Genomic DNA, 19,325 nt, shown 5'->3' on the forward strand with positions numbered 1-19,325 from the left:
TCCCTTCGGCTGAGGAGTACCTCTTTTACAATTCAGTGTACATTATAGACTGTCAATAGGGATCGCCATTTGAGAAGTGCGGCATCGCGCCTCCCCTTTGCCGAGCTCCTGATCAGATCTTTCCTCGACATTCTGGCATTCTCGGTGATCGCTCCCTATCGTTCAGCAGGCGAAAAAGGCGGCGTCCAAGGACCGTTCCTGATTGACAGGGCTTACGTTCGGTATACATTAGCGGCGTTGGGGGGCGACGTGACTATGCGTGGATATGTATTGTGAAGGGGGTTTCTCGCTTGGATGCTCAATTGTTTGAGGCTTATATCAGGCGCGGGGACAATCCCGCGGAAGTCGCTTTCTGAAGGTAGCAACGCTTTGTCCGAGTCAAATGCAATAGCCCGCAAACGGTCGTCCAGCCGTATGTATATGCCGACGTCCGCTCGGCTGAGCGACGACGTGTATTCCAGGCTGAAAGAAGATATTTTGTCGGCCTCGCTGAAATCGGACGAGCGTCTATATGAGACCACCGTGGCTGAATCGTTCGGCGGATCCAGAACGCCAGTTCGCGAGGCTCTGTTGAGGCTGCTTGAAGAAGGGCTCCTGGTGCGACAGGGGCGGGCCTATGTCGTCAGCCGAATATCAGTTTCCGAGATGATCGACATCTATCGGGTTCGCCAGAACTTGGAATGTCTCTCTGCCTCAATAGCTGCTGAAACGATCACCGACGCGCAGCTTAGCGAATTGAGAGCAATGATTGAGGCGATGAGAACAGCGGCAGGGAGGCGAGATGGCAGCGCGTTCAACCTTCTTGATTCTGAGTTTCATTTGGCAATAGCCAAATCAACAGGCAATGAGGTTTTGATGGGCATCCTCACAAAGCTTCACGAAAGGGTTTTGCTTGTTCGAAACTCTGTGGAGCGATTTCTGTCTCGCCTCGAGAATGCAAATCAAGAGCATGAGGCGATCTACAACGCAATTAGGCGGCGGCAATCAACAATCGCGGTTGCCGAAATGAACTCGCACATTCAGTCGACGATCGAGTCACTGAAAGCATCTGGTATAGATCTGGTAGAGATTAATGAGCGATAAAATGACATCCGGTCTGAGCGCACAGTCGGCCAAGCCTTGCGTATTATTTCTCTGGGAGCAGGGAAACGCGCGGGAGTGGAAATTCTTCATGGAAGAGTTGGTCGGCGATATTGACTTTCGTGTGTTTCCCGACGTGGGGAAGCGCGCCGAGGTTGACTACATTATGACTTGGATGCCTCCTCTCGGAGAGATTGAGAAATACCCCAACACCAAGGCAATATTTTCCATTGGAGCTGGCGTTTCGCATATCCTGCGCGACCCGCACGTGCCGCGAGACATTCCCATCGTCCGCCTCACCGACGATGCGCTCAGTTTAGACATGTCGCTGTATGCTCTGCATTGGACCTTACATTTTCACAGGGGGTTCGATCATTATCTGCGACAGAAGCAATCAAAGCTCTGGAAGCGGCATCCCTATCCAGCCAACGAGGATAGAAAAGTCGGTGTTCTCGGTCTCGGCGAAATTGGAGGGAAACTTGCCGAGATGCTCCGGGATGTGCACTTTGACGTTGGCGGGTGGAGCCGCTCAAAGAAGGATATCGAAGGTGTATCCTGCTTCGTTGGCGAGGAGGGCCTCACTCAACTGTTGAGGCGGAGCGAAATCCTTGTTTCCGTGCTGCCTCCCACTCCAGAGACCGCGAACCTGTTGAATGATGCGCGCTTGAGACTGATGCCGAAGGGCGCCTTTCTCATCAATATGGGGCGAGGCGAGGCGGTCGTCGATGACGATCTGGTGAAACTCCTTGATGAAGGGCACCTGGCGGGAGCGGTGCTGGACGTTTTTCGCGAGGAACCTTTGCCATCGCTCAGCCCCTACTGGAGTCATCCTTCCGTAGTTATAACGCCACATGCTGCCGCCCCGACAAATGTCAAGTACGGGGCCAAGCGTATAGCTGAAAACATCATCAAGATGGAGACGGGTCGTCCTCCTCATCCTGTCTACAATGTGAATCTTGGTTATTGAAGCGACCTTAAGTTCCCGACAGGGTTATATGAACATGTGCCCTGCGATGTTTGACTGCAATGCCAAGGCGTTTGACGTTTTCCTTGAAAGTGGATTGAGAGCCTGGCGCGCAGCAAGACGCTTTGGGAGCAGGTACTTAAGTCACATAAACTTTAGGGCGTGTGAGATCTGCGACCGAGTCTATGAGCGCGACGGGCGAATTAGTCTCGACGCTACCGGGATATACAAAGCCGATGTCCCCGGGATGCCGGTCTATCAAAATCTGCCTCACAACAGCTGATAAGTTGAATAAGAGTTAAAGTCGTTGGCTTGTTTAACAGACCAAGTTTCGCTCATGTATCAATGTACACGGCATCGGAAGCAATAAGGCGCCAAAAATGGGGAAGACAAACAAAGATCAAATTGAACAGCTAAGGCATCTTTTGGGCAATGACAGCGTTCTTAACGGGAACGATTGCTTGCCCTATGAGTCCGGCGCCCGGTTCGATGTGGGAAAAGCCGCATTCGTGCTTCGGCCTGCGACGGTATCGGAACTATCTGCTGCCGTTAGCTTTTGCGTTCGAAACTCGATCCCCATCATTCCGCAATCAGCAAACACGGGGGTTGTAGCCGGGTCAACGCCCGACCCAAGCGGAACCCAAGCAGTTATTAGCCTGGAGCGTCTCCGCAATCGCTTGGAGATTGATGCGGAAAACCGGTCGGTTCATCTGGATGCAGGCTATCGGCTATCCGAGCTAAATGCTCGGTCGGAACAACATGGCCTTTTCTTCCCGATTGATCTTGGTGCCGACCCCTTAGTCGGAGGCATGATCGCGACTAACACGGGTGGTGCGCGCTTCATCCGTTACGGAGACGTTCGGCGAAACACTCTGGGCCTCACAGTCGTTTTCGCGGACGAGCAGGGATCCGTCGTGAAGCTTGGGTCATCTCTTCGCAAAAGCAATGTTGGGGTCGATTGGAAGCAGCTTTTTATCGGTACTTGTGGTGTTTTTGGCATCGTCGCGGAATGTGTGCTCAATCTGGAGCCCGTGCCTCAGCAAGTAGCAACAGCACTATTAGTGCCGAAAAGTCTCGACGCCGTCCTTCCTCTGCTAGATCTAGTTGAAAGGCGGGCCGGCCCCAGCCTCTCGGCCTTTGAGGGCATGTCGGGGAATGCTATTGCAGCTGCATTGGCTCACGTACCGCGGCTCAAGAACCCATTTCCCCAACGCGAGTACCCCGAATACGCAATTTTAGTCGAGATCTCTCGAAGTTGGGAAGCTCAACAAAGCGAGATTCTCATAGACGAACAGCTACAGACTATGCTGTCCGAGATCTGGGATAGCAATGATGAGTTACTTGAGGACGTTCTCGTCGGCCCATCGGACGAGCTTTGGGCTTTGAGGCATGCGATTTCCGAAGGGGTGAAAGCTGCTGGCAAGCTGGTGGCGCTTGATATCGCGTTCAAACGTGGCGACGTCATGCGTTTCCTGAAACGAATGAGGACCGATGTTCCAGCGGCCTTCCCGGACGTTCGAATTTGCGAGTTCGGCCATATTGGTGATGGGGGCGTTCATTTCAATTTGGTCGTCGACCGTGATAGCGCCAATGCGGCCGACCCCGACTATGAGGGACGAATACGATCGCTGGTCTATAACATTGTCGTAAACGAGTATGGCGGAAGCTTCAGCGCAGAGCATAATATCGGTCGAAAAAACCAAGTATATTATGATCGATTTACAGACGAAACCTCAAAGAGGTTATCTGCTGCGTTAAAAAATTCGACGTCACCGAGCCCATTGGGTGTCCCGGTACTGTGGTAGTGCGCCGATATTACAAATCTTATAGCTGGAGCACAGATCAATATGGCTGACGCAACAAATTCTGTGGCCTCGGTCTTCCGCCCGTCCCCGGCGCTTTCGAAAGTAGGCCCATCGGCAATTACGCGAATGACCGCTGCCACTGCCGAGCTGAAACGCCAAGGGCGGCAGATCGCGAGCATGCACTTGGGTGAGCCCGATTTCGCGACGCCGGGCAACATTGTCGAAGCCGCTATTCGCGCAATGCGAGCTGGAGATACGCATTACACCGCGCTCGACGGCACTCCCGCGGTCAAATCTGCCGTGCAGGAGAAATTCGCGAGAGAGAACGGCATTTACTTCGAAGACGACCAGATCGTCGTTACCTCGGGCGCGAAAATGGTGCTGTTCAGCGCCTTCTTCGCGACTCTCAATCCAGGTGACGAAGTTATTCTTCCGGCACCTTACTGGGTGAGCTACAGCGACATCGTCGAAATGATGGGCGCGCGGGCTGTGGTTCTGCCGACGCACGCGCAGGACGGCTTCAAACTGCGGGCCGAGGACCTCGAGCGGGCGATCACTCCGAATACCCGCTGGCTGCTCATCAATTCCCCGTCCAACCCATCCGGAGCGATCTATCGGAGGTCGGATTATGAACCGATCCTAGAGGTGATCGAGCGAAATCCGCATGTTTGGCTTATGGTCGACGACATGTACGAACACATCATCTTCCAGGATGAGCCGTTCCTCACTCCAGCTCAGCTCCGCCCGGATTTGCAAGGCCGCATCCTCACAATCAACGGTGTCTCGAAGGCATATGCGATGACCGGATGGCGCATCGGTTATGCAGGCGGACCGGCGCCCCTCATGAAGGTGATTAAGGCGGTTCTGAGCCAGTCCACCTCTTGCGCGTGTTCAATTGCGCAAGCGGCTGCCGCCGAGGCCTTGCGGGGGCCGCAGGACTCGGTGCGGCGCTACTTGGGTGAATACCGGGCCCGGCGCGATCTTGTGATAACTGAGCTGTCGCATTGCCCGGATCTGAAAGTGACCGAGCCCGACGGAACCTTCTACGCGTTCGTCGATTGGCGGGCGTTGTTCGGAAAGTTGACACCAAGAGGTGAGACGTTGAGCGACGACGAACACCTTTGCCAGTATCTTCTGCACGACTGCGGTGTCTCAATTGTCCCCGGATCGGCGTTCGGGACCCCAGGCTTCTTTCGCATTTCCTTCGCCAGTTCTGAAGCCGAATTGCGTTTGGGCATGGCCCGCATTCGAGAAGGTTGCGCCGCCCTCGTATGAGGTTCGAGCGTATCCCCCCGGTCTGGCGTCACTGGGATACGTACGAGCCGCTACGGGCGCGCAGCATTGGCACGCAGGGCAGGGTCACCGCTGATCGAGATGACGGTGCACTAAGCGCTCAGTTCCCCCATCCAGTGCTTTGAAGAAAGAACCCTGCCGGCGGGGAGGAACACCGGCAGGGCGCGCCGCGCGAACTTCGCTGCCGCGCGGCGACTGGACAGAGGCGTCGGATGCGCCTTTGCGTGCCTACTCGTTCGAGCGAGGCCCGACAAATGTTTTGAAGCCGGGCAGTATCGATCGGCCGAATTTCGCCTCGGGACAGTTTTTTTCAATACTCCAGTCGACAGCAGCAAACCGGGGCTGACGCATCAGCCAATGCCTCGACCCACCCAGGCTGGCACAGTCAATCGAAGTTGCTGTGGGGAAATCCGGTGAATTGCTCTAAAGCATTTCGAGAAGTGCGATGCCGACACGAAGCCGCTCGCAAACGCTATATCGACCATAGGCAGCCGCGTGCCTTCAATTAACCGCCTTGCGTGATCGATCCTAAGCTTGAGATAGTGCTTGGCGGGCGGGACACCCAGGCATGTCGCAAACAGTCGTTCGAGCTGGCGTCTTGAAACGCCGACGCGCCCCGAGAGTTCGATCATCGAGATTGGAAACTCTATATTCTCCTCCATGATCCTGATTGCGGCGATGAGGCTTTCGCTCACGCCAGTGAACGCAATGCCCGAGGGGCCTGTCTGACGGTTCGAACCCGAGCGCTGCCCTGCCACTGTTGCGTGCCTGCAGACTTCCTGTGCGATGAAGGCTCCTGCATGGGTGGCGACAAGGTCCACAGCGAGATCGAATGCCGCCAACTCCCCAGCACAGGTTGAATACTGGCCATCCTTCACGAACAGGGAGTCGCGAATACGCGGCTTGCGGAACACTTCGGAGAACGCGGCGAGCCTCGACCAGTGAATCGTGCAGCGACTGTCCGCCAGCAGCCCCGCTTGGGCCAGCAGCCACGTTGCTGTGCCGATAGCGGATATGGCAACGCCACGCCTGGCGATGGTTCGCAGAAATCCGTTTAGGTCCGGTGTGGACTGCCTCTCGACAGGCTCGCCAGCCACGATCACAAGCTGATTTGGTCCTGCCCTTTCGGAGCCGAGGGCATTCAGCGCCTCAATGGTCGCGTCGACCGAGATCGACAGCCCATTTGCGCCGATGACAGCCTGACTGTCCATTCCAACAACCTGCCATCGAAAAAGTGGCTCCTTCGCCAAGGCATTCGCGATCCGCAACGGTTCGATGTAGGCGTGAAGTGCAAGATGCGAAAAGCCCGGCAGCGCCAAAACAGCAATATGTAACAGCTGCCCTGCCTCTGCAGGGTCATCGGGGTGGGCAAAGGCCGTCATCGCATTAGGGCTGAAGGGCGCGTTCATCAGGGTCCGTAATTGTGCGAAGAGCCGGACATACGGGCCCCGAACGTGAACGGGCCTTTAACGGCTTCTACCATGAAATGGGCTTCGATGTTCCCCACCTTGCTGCGAATGGCATATCCCCATCGCTGCGATGACCAGGACGTCAACGCCGCCGTGTCAGTGATCTTCATATTAGGCGCCTCGCACGCAGTTCTCGCCCGCCCAAGTGGAAATTAAACGCATTAGTGATTAGGTCCCCCGGACAATGACCGTCGGATTTGCCGTGACGATGCCGTTCATAGCTCGAAAGAGTTTCGCAGACTCGGGAGCGGCCGCGCCGGCTCTAGTGTGCTAAGGGCCGCCACCCCTTATCGCAATCAGTTCGTGAATGCGCCAAGCTCTGAACCTGCCGCCGCTCAAACTTCAGCATGCGGTCCCCGACTTGAAAAAAGGAAAATCGGAGACCTCATACTAAACCGCAGGAGCCTTCCTATCAGCTCGCCGACTTCGCCTTTGCTATCAGGTCGTCCCATTCCGCCTGGTGTTTGGTGATCCACTCTTTGGCCAAAGCTTTGATCTGCTCTGCACTATTCTCCCCGGAGTTTATACGATACGCCGCTTCGTCCAGGTCCGCTATCGGCATGCGCAAACCATTGAGGAAGGACCAAGCCTTGGGGTTGGCTTTGGCGAACTGTTTGTTGACGAGAATGTAGTTGTCGTTGTACGCGAAGCCCGGGTCGCGCCCATCCTTCCACTTAGTATTAGCATTCTCTACGCCGGGAAGGGATGAGAAGGGGACGTTGAGAAATACTACGTCCTTGCCTGGAACCAGTACTGCATTTGTCCATTCGGGTTCCCAGGCAGTGAAGAAGATCGGCTTACCAGCCTTATAGTTTTCTATGGCGTTGGCTATCAGCGCGAAGTACTCACCCTTGTCATGATTGATATGGTCGCGAAGGCCATAAGCATCCAACTGGTGTTCGATGACTTTCTCGCAGCCCCAACCAGGATTGCATCCGATAAGATTGGCCTTCCCGTCGCCGTCGGTGTCGAACAAGGCCGCGATCGCAGGATCTTTCATCTGATCCAGCGAGGTAATGCCATGTGCATCGGCCGTGGCTTTGTCGATGAAATACCCTTGCATGGCCCCGGTGTACAATGGTCCTGCGGCAAGCAATTTGTCGTCGCCGCCCGCCTGCACGAAGAATTGATCTGTAAGAGGTCTCCAGAAAACCGCACTATAGTCTGCATCGCCTTGAGCGACGGCCAGATGGATGGTCGGATAGGTTCCCGTCAGCATTTGGGCGCTCTCATAACCGAGTTCGGCTAGGCCCGCCTCGATCACATCATAGATGATTTGATGGCCCTGTTGCCCGGAGCCGATCGGCCGGACAGTCTCGGCTTGAACCGCAGGCGTGGCAAGAATCATAGCTGCCATCGTCAAGAGCAGTTTTAAGCGCATTGTGCTTCCTCCTTTTTGAATGTTTCGCTCAGTTCTGACTCCGCACTCCGCGGAGCCATCCAATCGGACCCTGTTCCCAAAGGTCCTTGTTCCCACGATCGCGGCGCGTGTAGCCGAAGCCCTGCGTGATCCGATCGACCGTGATCGCCATCAATACGATGCCGAGACCGCCGACGATGGCGCGGCCGAGATCAAGCTGACTTATTCCAGTCAGTACCACTTGCCCGAGACCCGCGACCGAGATCATCGAAGCCACCACGCTCATCGCTAGCGAAAGCATCACTGTTTGATTTATCCCGGCCATGATCGTGGGCCGGGCAAGTGGCAGATCAATGGACCAAAGTCGCTTCCTTGGCCGAACACCGAAGGCGTCTGCAGCTTCGACAAGCTGAGGGTCGACTTCCCGCAAGCCCAAGTTCGTTAGCCGAACGAGCGGTGGCATGCTGTAAAAAGCGGTGACTATGACGCCGGACACATTGCCGATGCCAAACAGGAAGATCACCGGAACGAGATAGGTGAAGGAAGGGATCGTCTGCATGAAATCGAGGCTTGGCCGGACGACGGTCCATAGTCTTTCTGAACGCGAACAGAGTATCCCTAGCGGTAGTCCAACGATGGTGACCAGAACCACGGCAGTCATAACCACCGCGAGCGTTGTCATTGCCTCATCCCAGACCCCGATGAGCCCAATCGTGGTCATCGCGCAAACACTTATGGCAGCCACCCGAAGACTCACAACCTGCCATGCAAACAGGGCAAGGCTTACGATTACGAGTGTCTGGGGCGCCCTGCGCAATCCATGCTCCGTCAGCCCGAGCCCCCACGCGACAGGTGCCTTAGCTACCTGGAAAACTCCTCGGAAGTTCGACGTGAACCAACGCATGAAGTCATTGGCCATATCAGCGAGCGGCAGGTGAACTGACGCAAAAGGGTCCATGAGAGCCGACGTGTCCATCAAGCGCTCCCCCGCACGAGCCGGGGACGCACCCCGCCCAGCCCCTGTACATATCTATCCACCAGTATCGCAGTCAGTACGATGCCCAATCCACCGACGGTCGCTCTGCCGAAATCGAGCCGTCCTATTCCTTCGAGAACTACCCGCCCGAGCCCCGCTACCGAGATCATCGAGGCTACCACCGCCATGGACAATGACGACAGGACGGTCTGGTTAAGGCCCGCTAGAATGGTGGGCCGCGCGAGTGGCAGTTGCATATCAAAGAGCACTCGCAGTTCGCTTGCGCCGAACGCCCGCGCGGCCTCCACCAGGTCTGCTCGTACTTGCCGTATGCCGAGGTTGGTAAGTCTGATAAGCGGCGCGATGGCAAAAAAACATGTTACGATCACGCCAGGCGCGTCACCTATGCCGAATAGCATCACTACGGGCACTAAGTAGACGAAAGAAGGAGTTGCCTGCATGAGATCCAGAATTGGACGCATAAGCTGATACAGAGTGTCACTGCGGGCAGCGAGAATGCCGAGTGGCAAGCCGATGATGACGGAAATCACTACGGCCACGAGTACGATAGCCAACGTAGTCATCGCATCGCTCCACATCCCGATCAACCCCACCCCCACCAGGCAGAAGAATCCCAAAGCAGCGAGCCTCACCCCGCCGAGCAGATAACCTGCGGCGGTAACAACAAATATGCCAATGCTTGGCGGCACTGTTAACAAAAGGTCGCGAATTGCTTCGAGGAAGACATGTATTGGGAACTTTGCAGCGATTAGAGTGTCGCGACTCTTGTCCACCACCAGACCGATGAAATTCGCTGCCCAATACCCCAAGGGTATCGTGAAATGATGGAAGGGGTTGAGCAATATATCCACGACTCAGCCTCGCTTCAGATCCGTTTGAAGCGCGGAAATCACTTCCGCCGCGCCTACCCGGCCAAGCACCTCGTCTCCATCCTGGATTACTACGTGGGAAGCGCCCGCTGTCAGCACCGCCAGCAGTTCGGGCAGAGGAGTCCGCGGACCGCGTATGGGCAGGTCGCCAGCTACTTCGCCTTGTTGCAAGATCTCCAGCGCCGAAAGGAACTTCAGCGTGGAAATTGAACTCACGAAACGTGCAACATAATCGGTCTCCGGGCGCAGCACGATGTCCTCGGGGGTGCCAATCTGCTCGATGCGGCCGTCTTTCATAACCGCAATGCGGTTGCCGATGCGCATGGCTTCTTCCAAATCGTGTGTTATAAAGACGGTGGTCTTCAGGGTTTCCCGAGACAGGCGCAGAAATTCGTTCTGCAGGTCGCGGCGGATAAGCGGATCGAGCGCGCTAAAAGGTTCGTCCATAAGAAGGATTTCGGGATCAGCCGCCATGGCTCGTGCCAGGCCCACGCGCTGCTGCATGCCTCCCGAAAGTTCATCGGGATAGCGTTGTCCCCAGCCTGACAGCCCAACGCGCGAAAGAGCCTCTTCCGCTGCGCTCGCCGCAGTTGCCATGTCTTTTCCTTGTATTTCCATGGGGAAGGATACGTTGTGCGCGATCGATTTGTGTGGCCAGAGAGCAACGTGCTGGAACACCATACCGATTTTGCGGGCGCGCAGTTCTCGCAACGCCCTATCCGTGAGGGACATCACGTCCTGCCCGGACACGATGACGAGCCCAGCGGTTGGTTCAATCAGCCGGTTGATGTGACGGACGATTGTGGACTTGCCCGAACCGGAAAGTCCCATTATGCAGAAAACCTCTTGTTCCCGTACCGTAAAGCTCGCGTCAGCGACTCCGATCACGCAGCCAAACCTTTCGAGAGCTTCGTGCTTGCAAACGTTTGCCGCCTGCGCAGCCTTCAGAGCCTCGGCGGGGCGCTTGCCAAAAATCTTCCACAGGTTTCGGCACTCAATGATTTTCCTGCTCGGTGTGTGCGTAATCAAAAATTCCCCCTGGCTCATGGCTATCAACGCTTGCACGCCGTGCCCCCGTTTCAAACACAAATAAAGTAGCACCGCGCGTAATCAGGTGTTACGCTAGACGCCAGATTGACGTTTTCGGAGACAGGACCTGGCTCGCAAGCTGAGATATTTCCCTTCACCAAGAGCGCTGCTCGCCTTTGAGGCTGCGGCGCGAAGCAGCAGTTTAACGGCTGCGGCCAAAGAGTTGAATGTGAGCCGTGTCGCAGTGTCCCGGCAGGTAAGGCAGCTCGAGCTCCAACTGGGCTTAGCGCTCTTTGTGCGCGGGCAAAGCCATGTGGAACTGACGCGATCCGGAAAGCGGCTTTCCCGCGTAATTTCCGGTGCCTTTCGATCCATCTTCGATGAAATTGATACACTGACGAACGCCAACACGGAAAACTTCATCAGCATATCTACGACCGCAGGTGTCTCTACCTACTGGCTGATGCCGATTATTGGAAAGTACAAGCGTATAAAGCCTGATGTGCATTTTCGTCTACTTGCCAGCCAAGAAATCATCAACTTGGCAGCATCGGACGTGGATATCGCGATACGTTACGGATCGGGGTCGTGGCCCGGAACGGTGAACACGGAGTTGCTGCCGAATTGGGTAAGTCCGCTTTGCAGTAGAACCTTTCTTGCAACCCACGGGCCGTTCAAGTCCCTAGTGGATCTGTGCCGTGTTCCGCTTCTAGAATTCGAGGCTGCGGTCGATTCCACTTCGTCTTGGACCACATATTTCCATCAAGTTGGAATGTTGGAGCCCCCCCCTACGGGAATGAGCACATATGACTCCTTTGTAAATTTTGTGCAGGCGGTGCTGGACGGGCAGGGCGTGGGTCTGCTCGGTCCCCCGCTGATGGAGCAGTTTCTTGCTGGCGGGGTTCTAGTCCCGGCTCTCGAAGCGCCGCGTATCCAGCAGGGTATGTATTTCTTGTGCCAGCCGCATGGTGCCACTCCTTCTCAAGCTGTCAGGGAGTTCAGAGATTGGCTCCTCAGCGAGCTTACGCCTGCGGTCGCAAGCACCCTATGACCTCGCCTGAGGTTTTGGGAAATTAAAGTTGGTGCGTAATTCCAAGTTACGCAGCAGCGCAATTCTTATCTAGGTTGTTTGGTCTGATCCGATCCGCAATATGAGGACTCATTGGGGCTCGCATTGCCGTGCAAGAAGCGCTCGAAACCAAACATTGTACGTCGCGATGCGGCGGCGCCACCTGTCGCGAGAAGCTCGACTGCGGGGTCCGGTCATTCACCTTCCTACCGCCGTGCGTAACCCGAAACGAGATGCGAGACGCCAATGCCCGATCTGATCGTGGTCTACCTGGCGCGACCTCCGCCCGCAGGCGTTCGTCAGCAAGGGGCGCCAGAGCGCCAAGCGTCAGCCTGCCGCTGCGCTTCACCGAGGCGGATCGACATGTGCGCCATGCGGGGTGGCGAAAGGGCTCCCGCAACATGGTCCACGGCGACGCAATGACAGTCATGAAGAAGCCGGTCGACCAGTCGCTGCGCGAGATATCGGCCTGGTTGCGCGTCACCGCGCAAGCCGCCGCGGTCAAGGAAAAGGCAGATAAGGAACCAGCGAAATGAGACACCGCGACGAAAGCCACGCCGTCATCGACCTGCAGTTCGACCCCCTTCCCGGCCACTCCTCGCGCGGCAGGCTAGAGCGGGTGCTGCGGAACGGCGAATTCGCGGTGACGACGGAACTCAACCCGCCCGACAGCGCCGATCCCGAAGATGTCTACAACCGCGCCAAGGTTTTCGACGGCTGGGTCGACGCGATCAACGCCGTGGATGCCTCCGGCGCCAATTGCCACATGTCTTCGGTCGGCATCTGCGCGCTGCTGACCCGCATGGGTTACGCGCCGATCATGCAGATCGCCTGCCGCGACAAGAACCGCATCGCCATTCAGGGTGACGTGCTCGGCGGCGCGGCCATGGGCGTCGCCAACATCCTCTGCCTGACCGGCGACGGCGTACAGGCCGGCGACCAGCCGGGAGCAAAGCCGGTTTTCGACCTCGACTGCATGTCGCTCCTGGAAACCATCCGCATCATGCGCGACAACGGCAAGTTCCTTTCCGGTCGCAAGCTGACCACACCGCCGCAGATCTTCCTTGGCGCCGCGATTAATCCGTTTGCGCCGCCCTATGATTTCCGCCCCTATCGGCTGGGCAAGAAGATCGCTTCCGGCGCGCAGTTCGTGCAGAGCCAGTACTGCTTCGACGTGCCGATGTTCCGCGCCTATATGCAGAAGGTGCGCGACCTCGGCTTCACCGAAAAATGCTTCATCCTGTGCGGCGTCGGACCTTTGGCCTCGGCCAAGACCGCCAAATGGATCCGCTCCAACGTCCCGGGCATCCATATCCCCGATTCGGTCATCAAGCGGCTGGAAGGCTCGCAGGACCAGAAGAAGGAAGGCAAGCAGCTCTGCATCGACATCATCAATGAGGTGAAGGAAATTTCCGGCGTTTCCGGCGTCCATGTGATGGCCTATCGCCAGGAAGAATACGTCGCCGAGATCGTCGATGAATCGGGCGTGCTCAAGGGCCGCCAGCCGTGGAAGCGCGAAATCCGCCGCGACGACCAGATGGTCGCCGACCGTCTCGACCACCTGATGCAGGCCTAATCGGCCCGAAGCTGCGATTTTGGCCAACCTGAAGACCATTTGGAGTACATCAACGCTTGTCGCGCAACACATCAGGATTTGCTCGGCCGTAATGCAGGCTCTTCGGTCGGGAATTCCTTCGGCGGAGGTCGGATAGCGTGGCTACTTGGGATCGATGCCGGGGATCGGGAACCGGTTACTGCCAGTGCGGAACGAATCTCCGGCGGCTGGAAAGGTTGCTCGGCCAGAAACTCGAATCGACACTGAATGCTGTCTGCTGACGCGAACACGGGTTCAGAAGGGGAGGTCTTGATAACTAGGCCGGATCTCCTTGCATGCCGCGGGCGTTAGGCGGGTTGCCCCGTCTTTCGTCAGTCACAGATTCCAGATCGCCATGCCGCCAGGTTTGGCTCGAAATCGATCCGCCGATCGACAACGATAATCCTCCAGCATCAGTCGTGTCGAGCATTTCGGATCGGCCAGCACCGCTTGCTTCATGCGCGTGTCCACGTAGGACGCAGTCAAGTCACGAGTATGATCGGGCTGAGATTCTCAAGTCAACTGATGAGCTCTCAGATCGCGCGGTTTGGGCATTTGTGACCGAGCCACAGCAGATACGGTTCCTCTGATTCTTTGGCCGGACGGAATTACGGCCCTACGCCGAGCGTGGTTCATCTCAAAACCAGATGTCCTGAATATGCAATCTGAATTTGACGTAAGCACGTCCGGCGACTGAAACTCGATTCAGTCTCGGCTTACGTGGCCAAATGGCCTGACGCCAATATGACGCGAGGTAGAATCTTCAGATGCAAGGTGTTGAAACTTTCCGGGATTTGCAACGCGAGGTAACCGAGTGGCGGCGCTACCTGCATGAAAACCCTGAGCTCGGCTTTCAGGAACACAACACAGCCAAGTTCGTGGCTGAAAAGCTGGCATCTTTCGGCATCAATCATATTGAAACGGGGATAGCTGAGACCGGCATCGTCGCGCTGATTCAGGGCGAGGGCGGCGACGGGCCGACGATCGGGCTGAGGGCTGACATGGATGCCCTGCCAGTCATTGAGGCATCAAATAAGCCCTGGTCCTCGAAAAACCCGGGCCTAATGCATGGATGCGGCCATGACGGTCATACGGCCATGTTGTTGGGCGCTGCGAAACACCTGGCGTCCACGCGCAATTTCAAGGGCTGCGTCGCCTTGATCTTCCAGCCGGCAGAAGAGCTGGAATTCCCGACCGGCGGCTTCAGAATGGTCCAGGAAGGAATCCTGGACCGTTTTGGCATATCCCAGGTCTTTGGGATGCATACCAGACCGGGCATAGACATCGGTGCGTTCGGCATTCGCCATGGTGCCACCATGGGCTCGCAGGATGACTTCGACATCATCGTCAAGGGCGCCGGCGGTCATGCGTCTACCCCCCATCGGACCGTCGATCCCGTTGTCATTGGAGCTCAAATCATCCTTGGTCTGCAGACTCTGGTGTCGCGCAAGACCGACCCGTTGGATGCGCTCGTGATCTCCGTCACCAAGTTGAATGGAGCACAGGCCTACAACCAAATTCCTGAACAGGTTGAACTTTCCGGAACCGTCAGGACGCTCGCATCCGGCCTACGGGACTTTGCCGAACGAGAGATGTTGGCCGTCGCACGAGGCATTGCGCGTGCTTTCGGTGCTGATGTAGAGTTCAGATACCTGCGGTCCTGTCCCGTTACCTTTAATTCCCCCGTAGAGACCGAACTGGCTATCACGGCGGCCCGAAGCCTCGTGGGGCACGACTCTGTGGACGACAACATGAAAGTGACTGTGGGAGCCGAAGACTTCGCCTTTATGTCCGAGGCGCGGCCGGGAGCCTACATTTTCATTGGCAATGGACCAACTGTTCCCACGCACCATCCTGCATATGACTTCAACGACGAAGCCTTGCCTTACGGCATCGGCTACTGGGTGAAGCTGGTCGAGACAATTTTGCCTGTCTGAAGTTTCGCTGGGCTTGAAGTTTGTGAGGCGGGGTCGGACGTGGTTGGATCCTTTATGATCGAGGGGCTTCATTTCGACATTGGCTATTGCGGAGTCCGGGTTAGCGTGCGCTAGGAGGGGCAAACACAGTCATCCAAACCTGGAGTGCACCCCTAGGAGTTGTGGACAGTTATCTGATCCATAGGATGGTAGCTGCGAGGGTAACGACAGCGAGTTAGTTCCTGGGTGTTTTCTCGAAGCGAGTTGCGACCTGTCGGAACTGTTTGAGCTCTGAGAAGCAACATTCGATCAGGTGGCGCTGGGCGTAGAGGTGCTTGTCGATAGGGTATTTTTGAGCCCGCGAGGGGTTGTTTGCGATCATAGGCACGGCGTCTTTGTCTGCGATCACCTGGCGCAGCCGATCGGCGTCGTCCACGACTTTGGCGGGCAAGCTGTCGATCAGGGCACAAGCCTGCGGGCAATCCCACTGTGGCCGGCGGTTAGGATGGAGCGCACCGGGCAGGCGAGACCTCTGACGGCCATATGGATCTTGGTGCTCGGGCCGCGGCGGCAACGGCCAATGCCGGATCTTCAGACCCCCTTTATTCAGAGTCCTTTTGGCAATTGGTTCAATGGCTGATACTACGTTTCAAAAGGCTGCCCCACGGCGACGGGGTTCACGCTGTCAGAGATGTCGGCCGGCCTGAGATTGAGTATCAGCAGCAGCCCAATAGTGTTCAATCTCATCGCACATGGGACTGGCAATATCGCTGCCGCCGATTCACTTTATGCAACGCGCTCACAAGGGATTCATGACGATTTGACCGCCCTGGCCTCTCCTAATCGTTGTTGCTAGATGTCCGCCAGCAACCGATGTGAAATGTGACTTTGCTGGATCAACAGCAACTCTGCGTTCCATCCGCTCAGCACGCGTACTCGCCATCGCGCATTGATCAATGGCCTGGGAAATAGGACGTCGATTGCTCAACGTCGCGAGCAGGCCTTGTCGGTCGCTCGATCCACAGCGTGATTTGAAATCCCAGCCCTCCTTCCTGCAAGTGGAATATCCTTTCATCCAGTTCCTTGTCTACTGTCGTGAGACGATGGTTCAGGCGAAGATAGTCCGTCCAGGTCGGCGTGCGGAATGTCTCTATCCACTGCACAGGCTTCTGAAGATTGCGCTGGAGCGTCCAGTGCCGAGCACCGACGCGGCTGTATACATGACGCCGCTGCCGCATGAGGTCTAGGAAGGCCTCTAGATTTCTCTCGGCTATCAGATATTCGATCTTGACGACGATCGGACCGCTCCTCGCCTTCAGATTGAGAGCGACGACTGGGGCGTTGAACTCCTCCAAAGGATCGGGTTCAGACTCGAGGCGCTCGCGAAGAGGGAACAGGATGCCGGCCGCAGCGACCAGCAGCAAGGCCCCGGCGGAGCCCTCCAGCGCCCAGGCCAGGGAATGGTTTTGCGCGACCGTGCCCCATACCCAACTGCCGGTCGCGATACCGCCATATATCAATGCATAGTAGATCGAAATCGTGCGCCCCACGACCCAGCGCGGGCTCGCCAGCTGTACGTTCACGCCAATCCCGGACCAGGCCGTGACCCAACCCGCGCCGCCCAAGGCGAGCGCAAATGCCGCCATCGCAATCGAAGAGGTCAGTGCAAGGGAAAGGGAGCACGCGGCGCAGGCGACGCAGGCGAGCCTCATCAGCTGTTCTTGTGACAAGCTACGTCTGAACAGACCATTGGAGAAGCCAGCTAACACGGCGCCTGTCCCGAAGCCGGCCATGAGCGTGCCATAGGCGAGCGGTCCTCCTCCCAGTTGATCGCGAACGACAATGGGCAGTAGCGCGAATATGGCGATGCTTGCCAGACCAAAGAGTGTTCCGCGGGCGGTCGCCGCCTTGATTTCGGATGACATCGCCGTGAAGCGCAGCCCGTCATAGATTGCTGTCCTCATCGACTCGCGCGGAAGATGCGAAGAGCGAACCTTCCATTTGCAGCGCCATATGGTGACCAAAGGGACCAGATAGCTGAGCGTGGTGACGGTGAAAGCCGCCAGAAGGCCAAAAGAGGCAACCACAATGCCGCCGAGTGCTGGGCCCACGGTCCGTACGGTGTTGAAGCCAACGGAGAGGAGGGTGACGGCAGCGGGAACATCACGTCGGTCCACGATATCGCCAACGGAGGCTTGCCAGGCGGGATCGTTGAGAGCGCCGCCGCACGCGATCAAGAAGCTGAAGCCGAGTATCATCCACGGATCGACAAAGCCGAGCGCCACAAGAGCGGTCAGCATCGCAGAGGCTGTCGCCATTAGGCACCGACCGGCGAACATGACCCGGCGACGGCTGAAGTTGTCGGCCATGGCCCCGGCGAAGATAGACAAAATGAACGCGGGCAACGTCGATGAAGCCGGCACCAAGGCGACCATCAGATCAGAAGTTGAGATCGTGGCCATCAGCCAGCTAATGGCCACAGTCTGCATCAACCAGCCGAGACTCGAAATCTGCGTGGCCAGCCAGATCGAACGAAAGGTTGGATTCCTGAGCGGCGCAAACGTGGCTTGCGAAGCTGGATCCTCATTTGCGCCCGCCACGCTGCTCATTTTCTCGAAACTTTTACCTTCTGCCTACGAGTCCCGTTGACCACATGCGTGGAGTTCAAAGCATCCACCTTGGGGCGAGCATAGCGGCTTGATTCAGGAAGAATACGCACTTGCCAGAGTTCGAAACCGGCATCGCAAATTCGTTCAGTCGAGGATCATTATCGGGCAGCTTGCGTCAAGATCAGTTTGTATATTTCTATCATCTAGCAGCGAGATGGACCAGATATCGCTAAGCGGCTCTACAAGATGCGGCCGATTTGCAGCGACCGATCTTCCTGGAGCCGATTGCAGATGGCTCGCAGAACACATGCGCAATCGGCTCTAGATGGCACCCCGGATCATAGCACCATGGGAACAAGGTACACCTGGAAGCACAGCGTCGAAACGGGAAGCGGCACCTTTTCGAGTGACGGGGTCTCGTCGGAAAGCATAATGGCTTCAAGCCCCCATCTCGCCACTAGATGGGGGCAATACAGAAACTGCATTTGACGGAAGCGGCCCAACGACACATCGTCCATTGAATAAATGGCGGAACAAGAAACGGTCGCGTAAACCTAGTACAGGAGGAGAGATGAGCGATCTTCTTAGACAACCGGCGCTTTTTACACGCGACGTCGTCCGCTGACGCTATCGCGGCACTGTCTTCCTTTGCCGTCCGGGCTGCGACGCGACCCTCGGAAAAGGTGCAAGTCTTGGTCGACGATGTGACGCCGGAAAGTCGCCCATCGAAGCTTTTTATGCCGTTGCCGAAGTCCGCGATTAAGGTAACGGCAAACGAGATCGCATAGGGGGTCGGCCGCACTCTGCTTTAGTGTCAGGATTTGATATAGAATCGGAAAACCGCAGGAACTGATCCAAAAGTAAGTGCAACAAGCGCCGGCGCTTCTCCGAATGTGCGTCTAGCAGAAGGCGCTGCTCGACGCGAATTTACTCAAAAAAGGGGAAATGAAACATGACAATCTCTCGACGCGACCTCATGAAGGTAGGCCTGGCTGCCGGAACGGTGTTATCAATCCCTTCTGTCCTGCGAGCGCAGACGACGGCAACCGGCGCGCGGACGGTGCGCATGGTGAAGGCGACCGATCTCAGTGTCTTTGACCCGGTCGTTGATTCGAGTGGAATGACTACCGACCATAGCCTGGCAATTTACGACACGTTGTTCTCACTTGACTCCGAGTTTGTGCCGCAGCCACAAATGGTGGAGAAGTGGGGCGTTTCCGAGGACAAGAAGACTTACACGTTCGAACTCCGGGACGGCCTGAGCTGGCATG

General features: G+C 56.7%; 14 protein-coding genes and 3 pseudogenes. 9 read left to right on the plus strand and 8 right to left on the minus strand.

Annotated elements, in window-relative coordinates:
* The first annotated feature begins 450 nt into the window (after positions 1–450).
* From NKI88_RS29290 to NKI88_RS29305, 4 genes are all read left to right on the plus strand, one after another.
* The gene (locus NKI88_RS29290; protein ID WP_352658893.1) at positions 451–1,083 is read left to right on the plus strand and encodes a GntR family transcriptional regulator; all 633 of its coding nucleotides are present in this window, start codon (positions 451–453) and stop codon (positions 1,081–1,083) included.
* The gene (locus tag NKI88_RS29295; RefSeq protein WP_352658895.1) at positions 1,073–2,047 is read left to right on the plus strand and encodes a 2-hydroxyacid dehydrogenase; all 975 of its coding nucleotides are present in this window, start codon (positions 1,073–1,075) and stop codon (positions 2,045–2,047) included. The genes NKI88_RS29290 and NKI88_RS29295 overlap by 11 nt, the downstream gene beginning before the upstream one ends.
* A gap of 377 nt (positions 2,048–2,424) precedes the next feature.
* Entirely contained in the window at positions 2,425–3,849 is a 1,425-nt protein-coding gene (locus NKI88_RS29300; RefSeq protein ID WP_352658897.1) for an FAD-binding oxidoreductase, read from the plus strand.
* Between the two features lie 42 nt (positions 3,850–3,891).
* Positions 3,892–5,124, plus strand: coding sequence for a pyridoxal phosphate-dependent aminotransferase (locus NKI88_RS29305; RefSeq protein WP_352658899.1), 1,233 nt, complete (start codon positions 3,892–3,894; stop codon positions 5,122–5,124).
* 368 nt (positions 5,125–5,492) lie between these two features.
* Here the strand turns inward: NKI88_RS29305 and NKI88_RS29310 are convergent, their stop codons facing one another.
* From NKI88_RS29310 to NKI88_RS29330, 5 genes are all read right to left on the minus strand, one after another.
* Entirely contained in the window at positions 5,493–6,551 is a 1,059-nt protein-coding gene (locus tag NKI88_RS29310) for a GlxA family transcriptional regulator (RefSeq protein WP_352658901.1), read from the minus strand.
* Between the two features lie 472 nt (positions 6,552–7,023).
* Entirely contained in the window at positions 7,024–7,992 is a 969-nt protein-coding gene (gene proX, locus NKI88_RS29315; RefSeq protein WP_352658905.1) for a glycine betaine/L-proline ABC transporter substrate-binding protein ProX, read from the minus strand.
* A 28-nt stretch (positions 7,993–8,020) separates the two neighbouring features.
* Complete coding sequence (locus tag NKI88_RS29320) at positions 8,021–8,947, minus strand: ABC transporter permease (protein ID WP_352658908.1); 927 nt, start codon at positions 8,945–8,947, stop codon at positions 8,021–8,023.
* Positions 8,947–9,819: an ABC transporter permease gene (locus NKI88_RS29325; protein WP_352658910.1), complete on the minus strand. Its 873-nt coding sequence runs from the start codon at positions 9,817–9,819 to the stop codon at positions 8,947–8,949. Before NKI88_RS29325 ends, NKI88_RS29320 begins: the two co-directional genes overlap by 1 nt.
* Positions 9,820–9,822: 3 nt before the next feature.
* The gene (locus NKI88_RS29330) at positions 9,823–10,902 is read right to left on the minus strand and encodes a betaine/proline/choline family ABC transporter ATP-binding protein (protein WP_352658912.1); all 1,080 of its coding nucleotides are present in this window, start codon (positions 10,900–10,902) and stop codon (positions 9,823–9,825) included.
* A gap of 130 nt (positions 10,903–11,032) precedes the next feature.
* Here NKI88_RS29330 and NKI88_RS29335 point away from each other — a divergent pair, with 130 nt between their 5' ends.
* From NKI88_RS29335 to NKI88_RS29345, 3 genes and pseudogenes are all read left to right on the plus strand, one after another.
* Positions 11,033–11,917 (plus strand): LysR substrate-binding domain-containing protein, encoded by an 885-nt coding sequence (locus NKI88_RS29335; protein WP_352658924.1) that lies wholly within the window; start codon positions 11,033–11,035, stop codon positions 11,915–11,917.
* A 404-nt stretch (positions 11,918–12,321) separates the two neighbouring features.
* Positions 12,322–12,471 (plus strand): annotated as a pseudogene (locus NKI88_RS29340) (methylenetetrahydrofolate reductase C-terminal domain-containing protein); the annotation flags it as partial.
* The gene (locus NKI88_RS29345) at positions 12,468–13,511 is read left to right on the plus strand and encodes a methylenetetrahydrofolate reductase (RefSeq protein WP_352658914.1); all 1,044 of its coding nucleotides are present in this window, start codon (positions 12,468–12,470) and stop codon (positions 13,509–13,511) included. The pseudogene NKI88_RS29340 and the gene NKI88_RS29345, both read left to right, overlap by 4 nt.
* A 354-nt stretch (positions 13,512–13,865) precedes the next feature.
* Here the strand turns inward: NKI88_RS29345 and NKI88_RS29350 are convergent, their stop codons facing one another.
* Positions 13,866–13,988: a hypothetical protein gene (locus NKI88_RS29350; protein WP_352658916.1), complete on the minus strand. Its 123-nt coding sequence runs from the start codon at positions 13,986–13,988 to the stop codon at positions 13,866–13,868.
* A 308-nt stretch (positions 13,989–14,296) separates the two neighbouring features.
* Here NKI88_RS29350 and NKI88_RS29355 point away from each other — a divergent pair, with 308 nt between their 5' ends.
* A complete protein-coding gene (locus NKI88_RS29355) occupies positions 14,297–15,466 on the plus strand; it encodes a M20 aminoacylase family protein (protein ID WP_352658918.1) in 1,170 nt (389 codons plus the stop codon).
* Positions 15,467–15,680: 214 nt separating this feature from the next.
* Here NKI88_RS29355 and NKI88_RS29360 read toward each other — a convergent pair.
* Positions 15,681–16,027 (minus strand): annotated as a pseudogene (locus tag NKI88_RS29360) (transposase); the annotation flags it as partial.
* A gap of 371 nt (positions 16,028–16,398) precedes the next feature.
* Positions 16,399–18,054 (minus strand): MFS transporter, encoded by a 1,656-nt coding sequence (locus tag NKI88_RS29365; RefSeq protein WP_352658920.1) that lies wholly within the window; start codon positions 18,052–18,054, stop codon positions 16,399–16,401.
* 952 nt (positions 18,055–19,006) lie between these two features.
* Between NKI88_RS29365 and NKI88_RS29370 the strand changes: the two are divergent.
* A pseudogene (locus tag NKI88_RS29370) lies at positions 19,007–19,325 on the plus strand (ABC transporter substrate-binding protein); the annotation flags it as partial.

Origin of the sequence: Mesorhizobium sp. M0317 (assembly GCF_040321555.1) — a bacterium.
GTDB lineage: Bacteria > Pseudomonadota > Alphaproteobacteria > Rhizobiales > Rhizobiaceae > Mesorhizobium.

What these genes read in the sequence shown, in the direction of transcription:
- NKI88_RS29345 (WP_352658914.1), top strand. Translation starts at nt 12,468, where the DNA reads ATGAGACACCGCGACGAAAGCCACGCCGTCATCGACCTGCAGTTCGAC.
- NKI88_RS29355 (WP_352658918.1), top strand. Translation starts at nt 14,297, where the DNA reads ATGCAAGGTGTTGAAACTTTCCGGGATTTGCAACGCGAGGTAACCGAG.
- NKI88_RS29310 (WP_352658901.1), bottom strand. Translation starts at nt 6,551, where the DNA reads ATGAACGCGCCCTTCAGCCCTAATGCGATGACGGCCTTTGCCCACCCC.
- NKI88_RS29305 (WP_352658899.1), top strand. Translation starts at nt 3,892, where the DNA reads ATGGCTGACGCAACAAATTCTGTGGCCTCGGTCTTCCGCCCGTCCCCG.
- NKI88_RS29365 (WP_352658920.1), bottom strand. Translation starts at nt 18,054, where the DNA reads ATGAGCAGCGTGGCGGGCGCAAATGAGGATCCAGCTTCGCAAGCCACG.
- NKI88_RS29350 (WP_352658916.1), bottom strand. Translation starts at nt 13,988, where the DNA reads ATGAAGCAAGCGGTGCTGGCCGATCCGAAATGCTCGACACGACTGATG.
- NKI88_RS29320 (WP_352658908.1), bottom strand. Translation starts at nt 8,947, where the DNA reads ATGGACACGTCGGCTCTCATGGACCCTTTTGCGTCAGTTCACCTGCCG.
- NKI88_RS29300 (WP_352658897.1), top strand. Translation starts at nt 2,425, where the DNA reads ATGGGGAAGACAAACAAAGATCAAATTGAACAGCTAAGGCATCTTTTG.
- proX (WP_352658905.1), bottom strand. Translation starts at nt 7,992, where the DNA reads ATGCGCTTAAAACTGCTCTTGACGATGGCAGCTATGATTCTTGCCACG.
- NKI88_RS29295 (WP_352658895.1), top strand. Translation starts at nt 1,073, where the DNA reads ATGAGCGATAAAATGACATCCGGTCTGAGCGCACAGTCGGCCAAGCCT.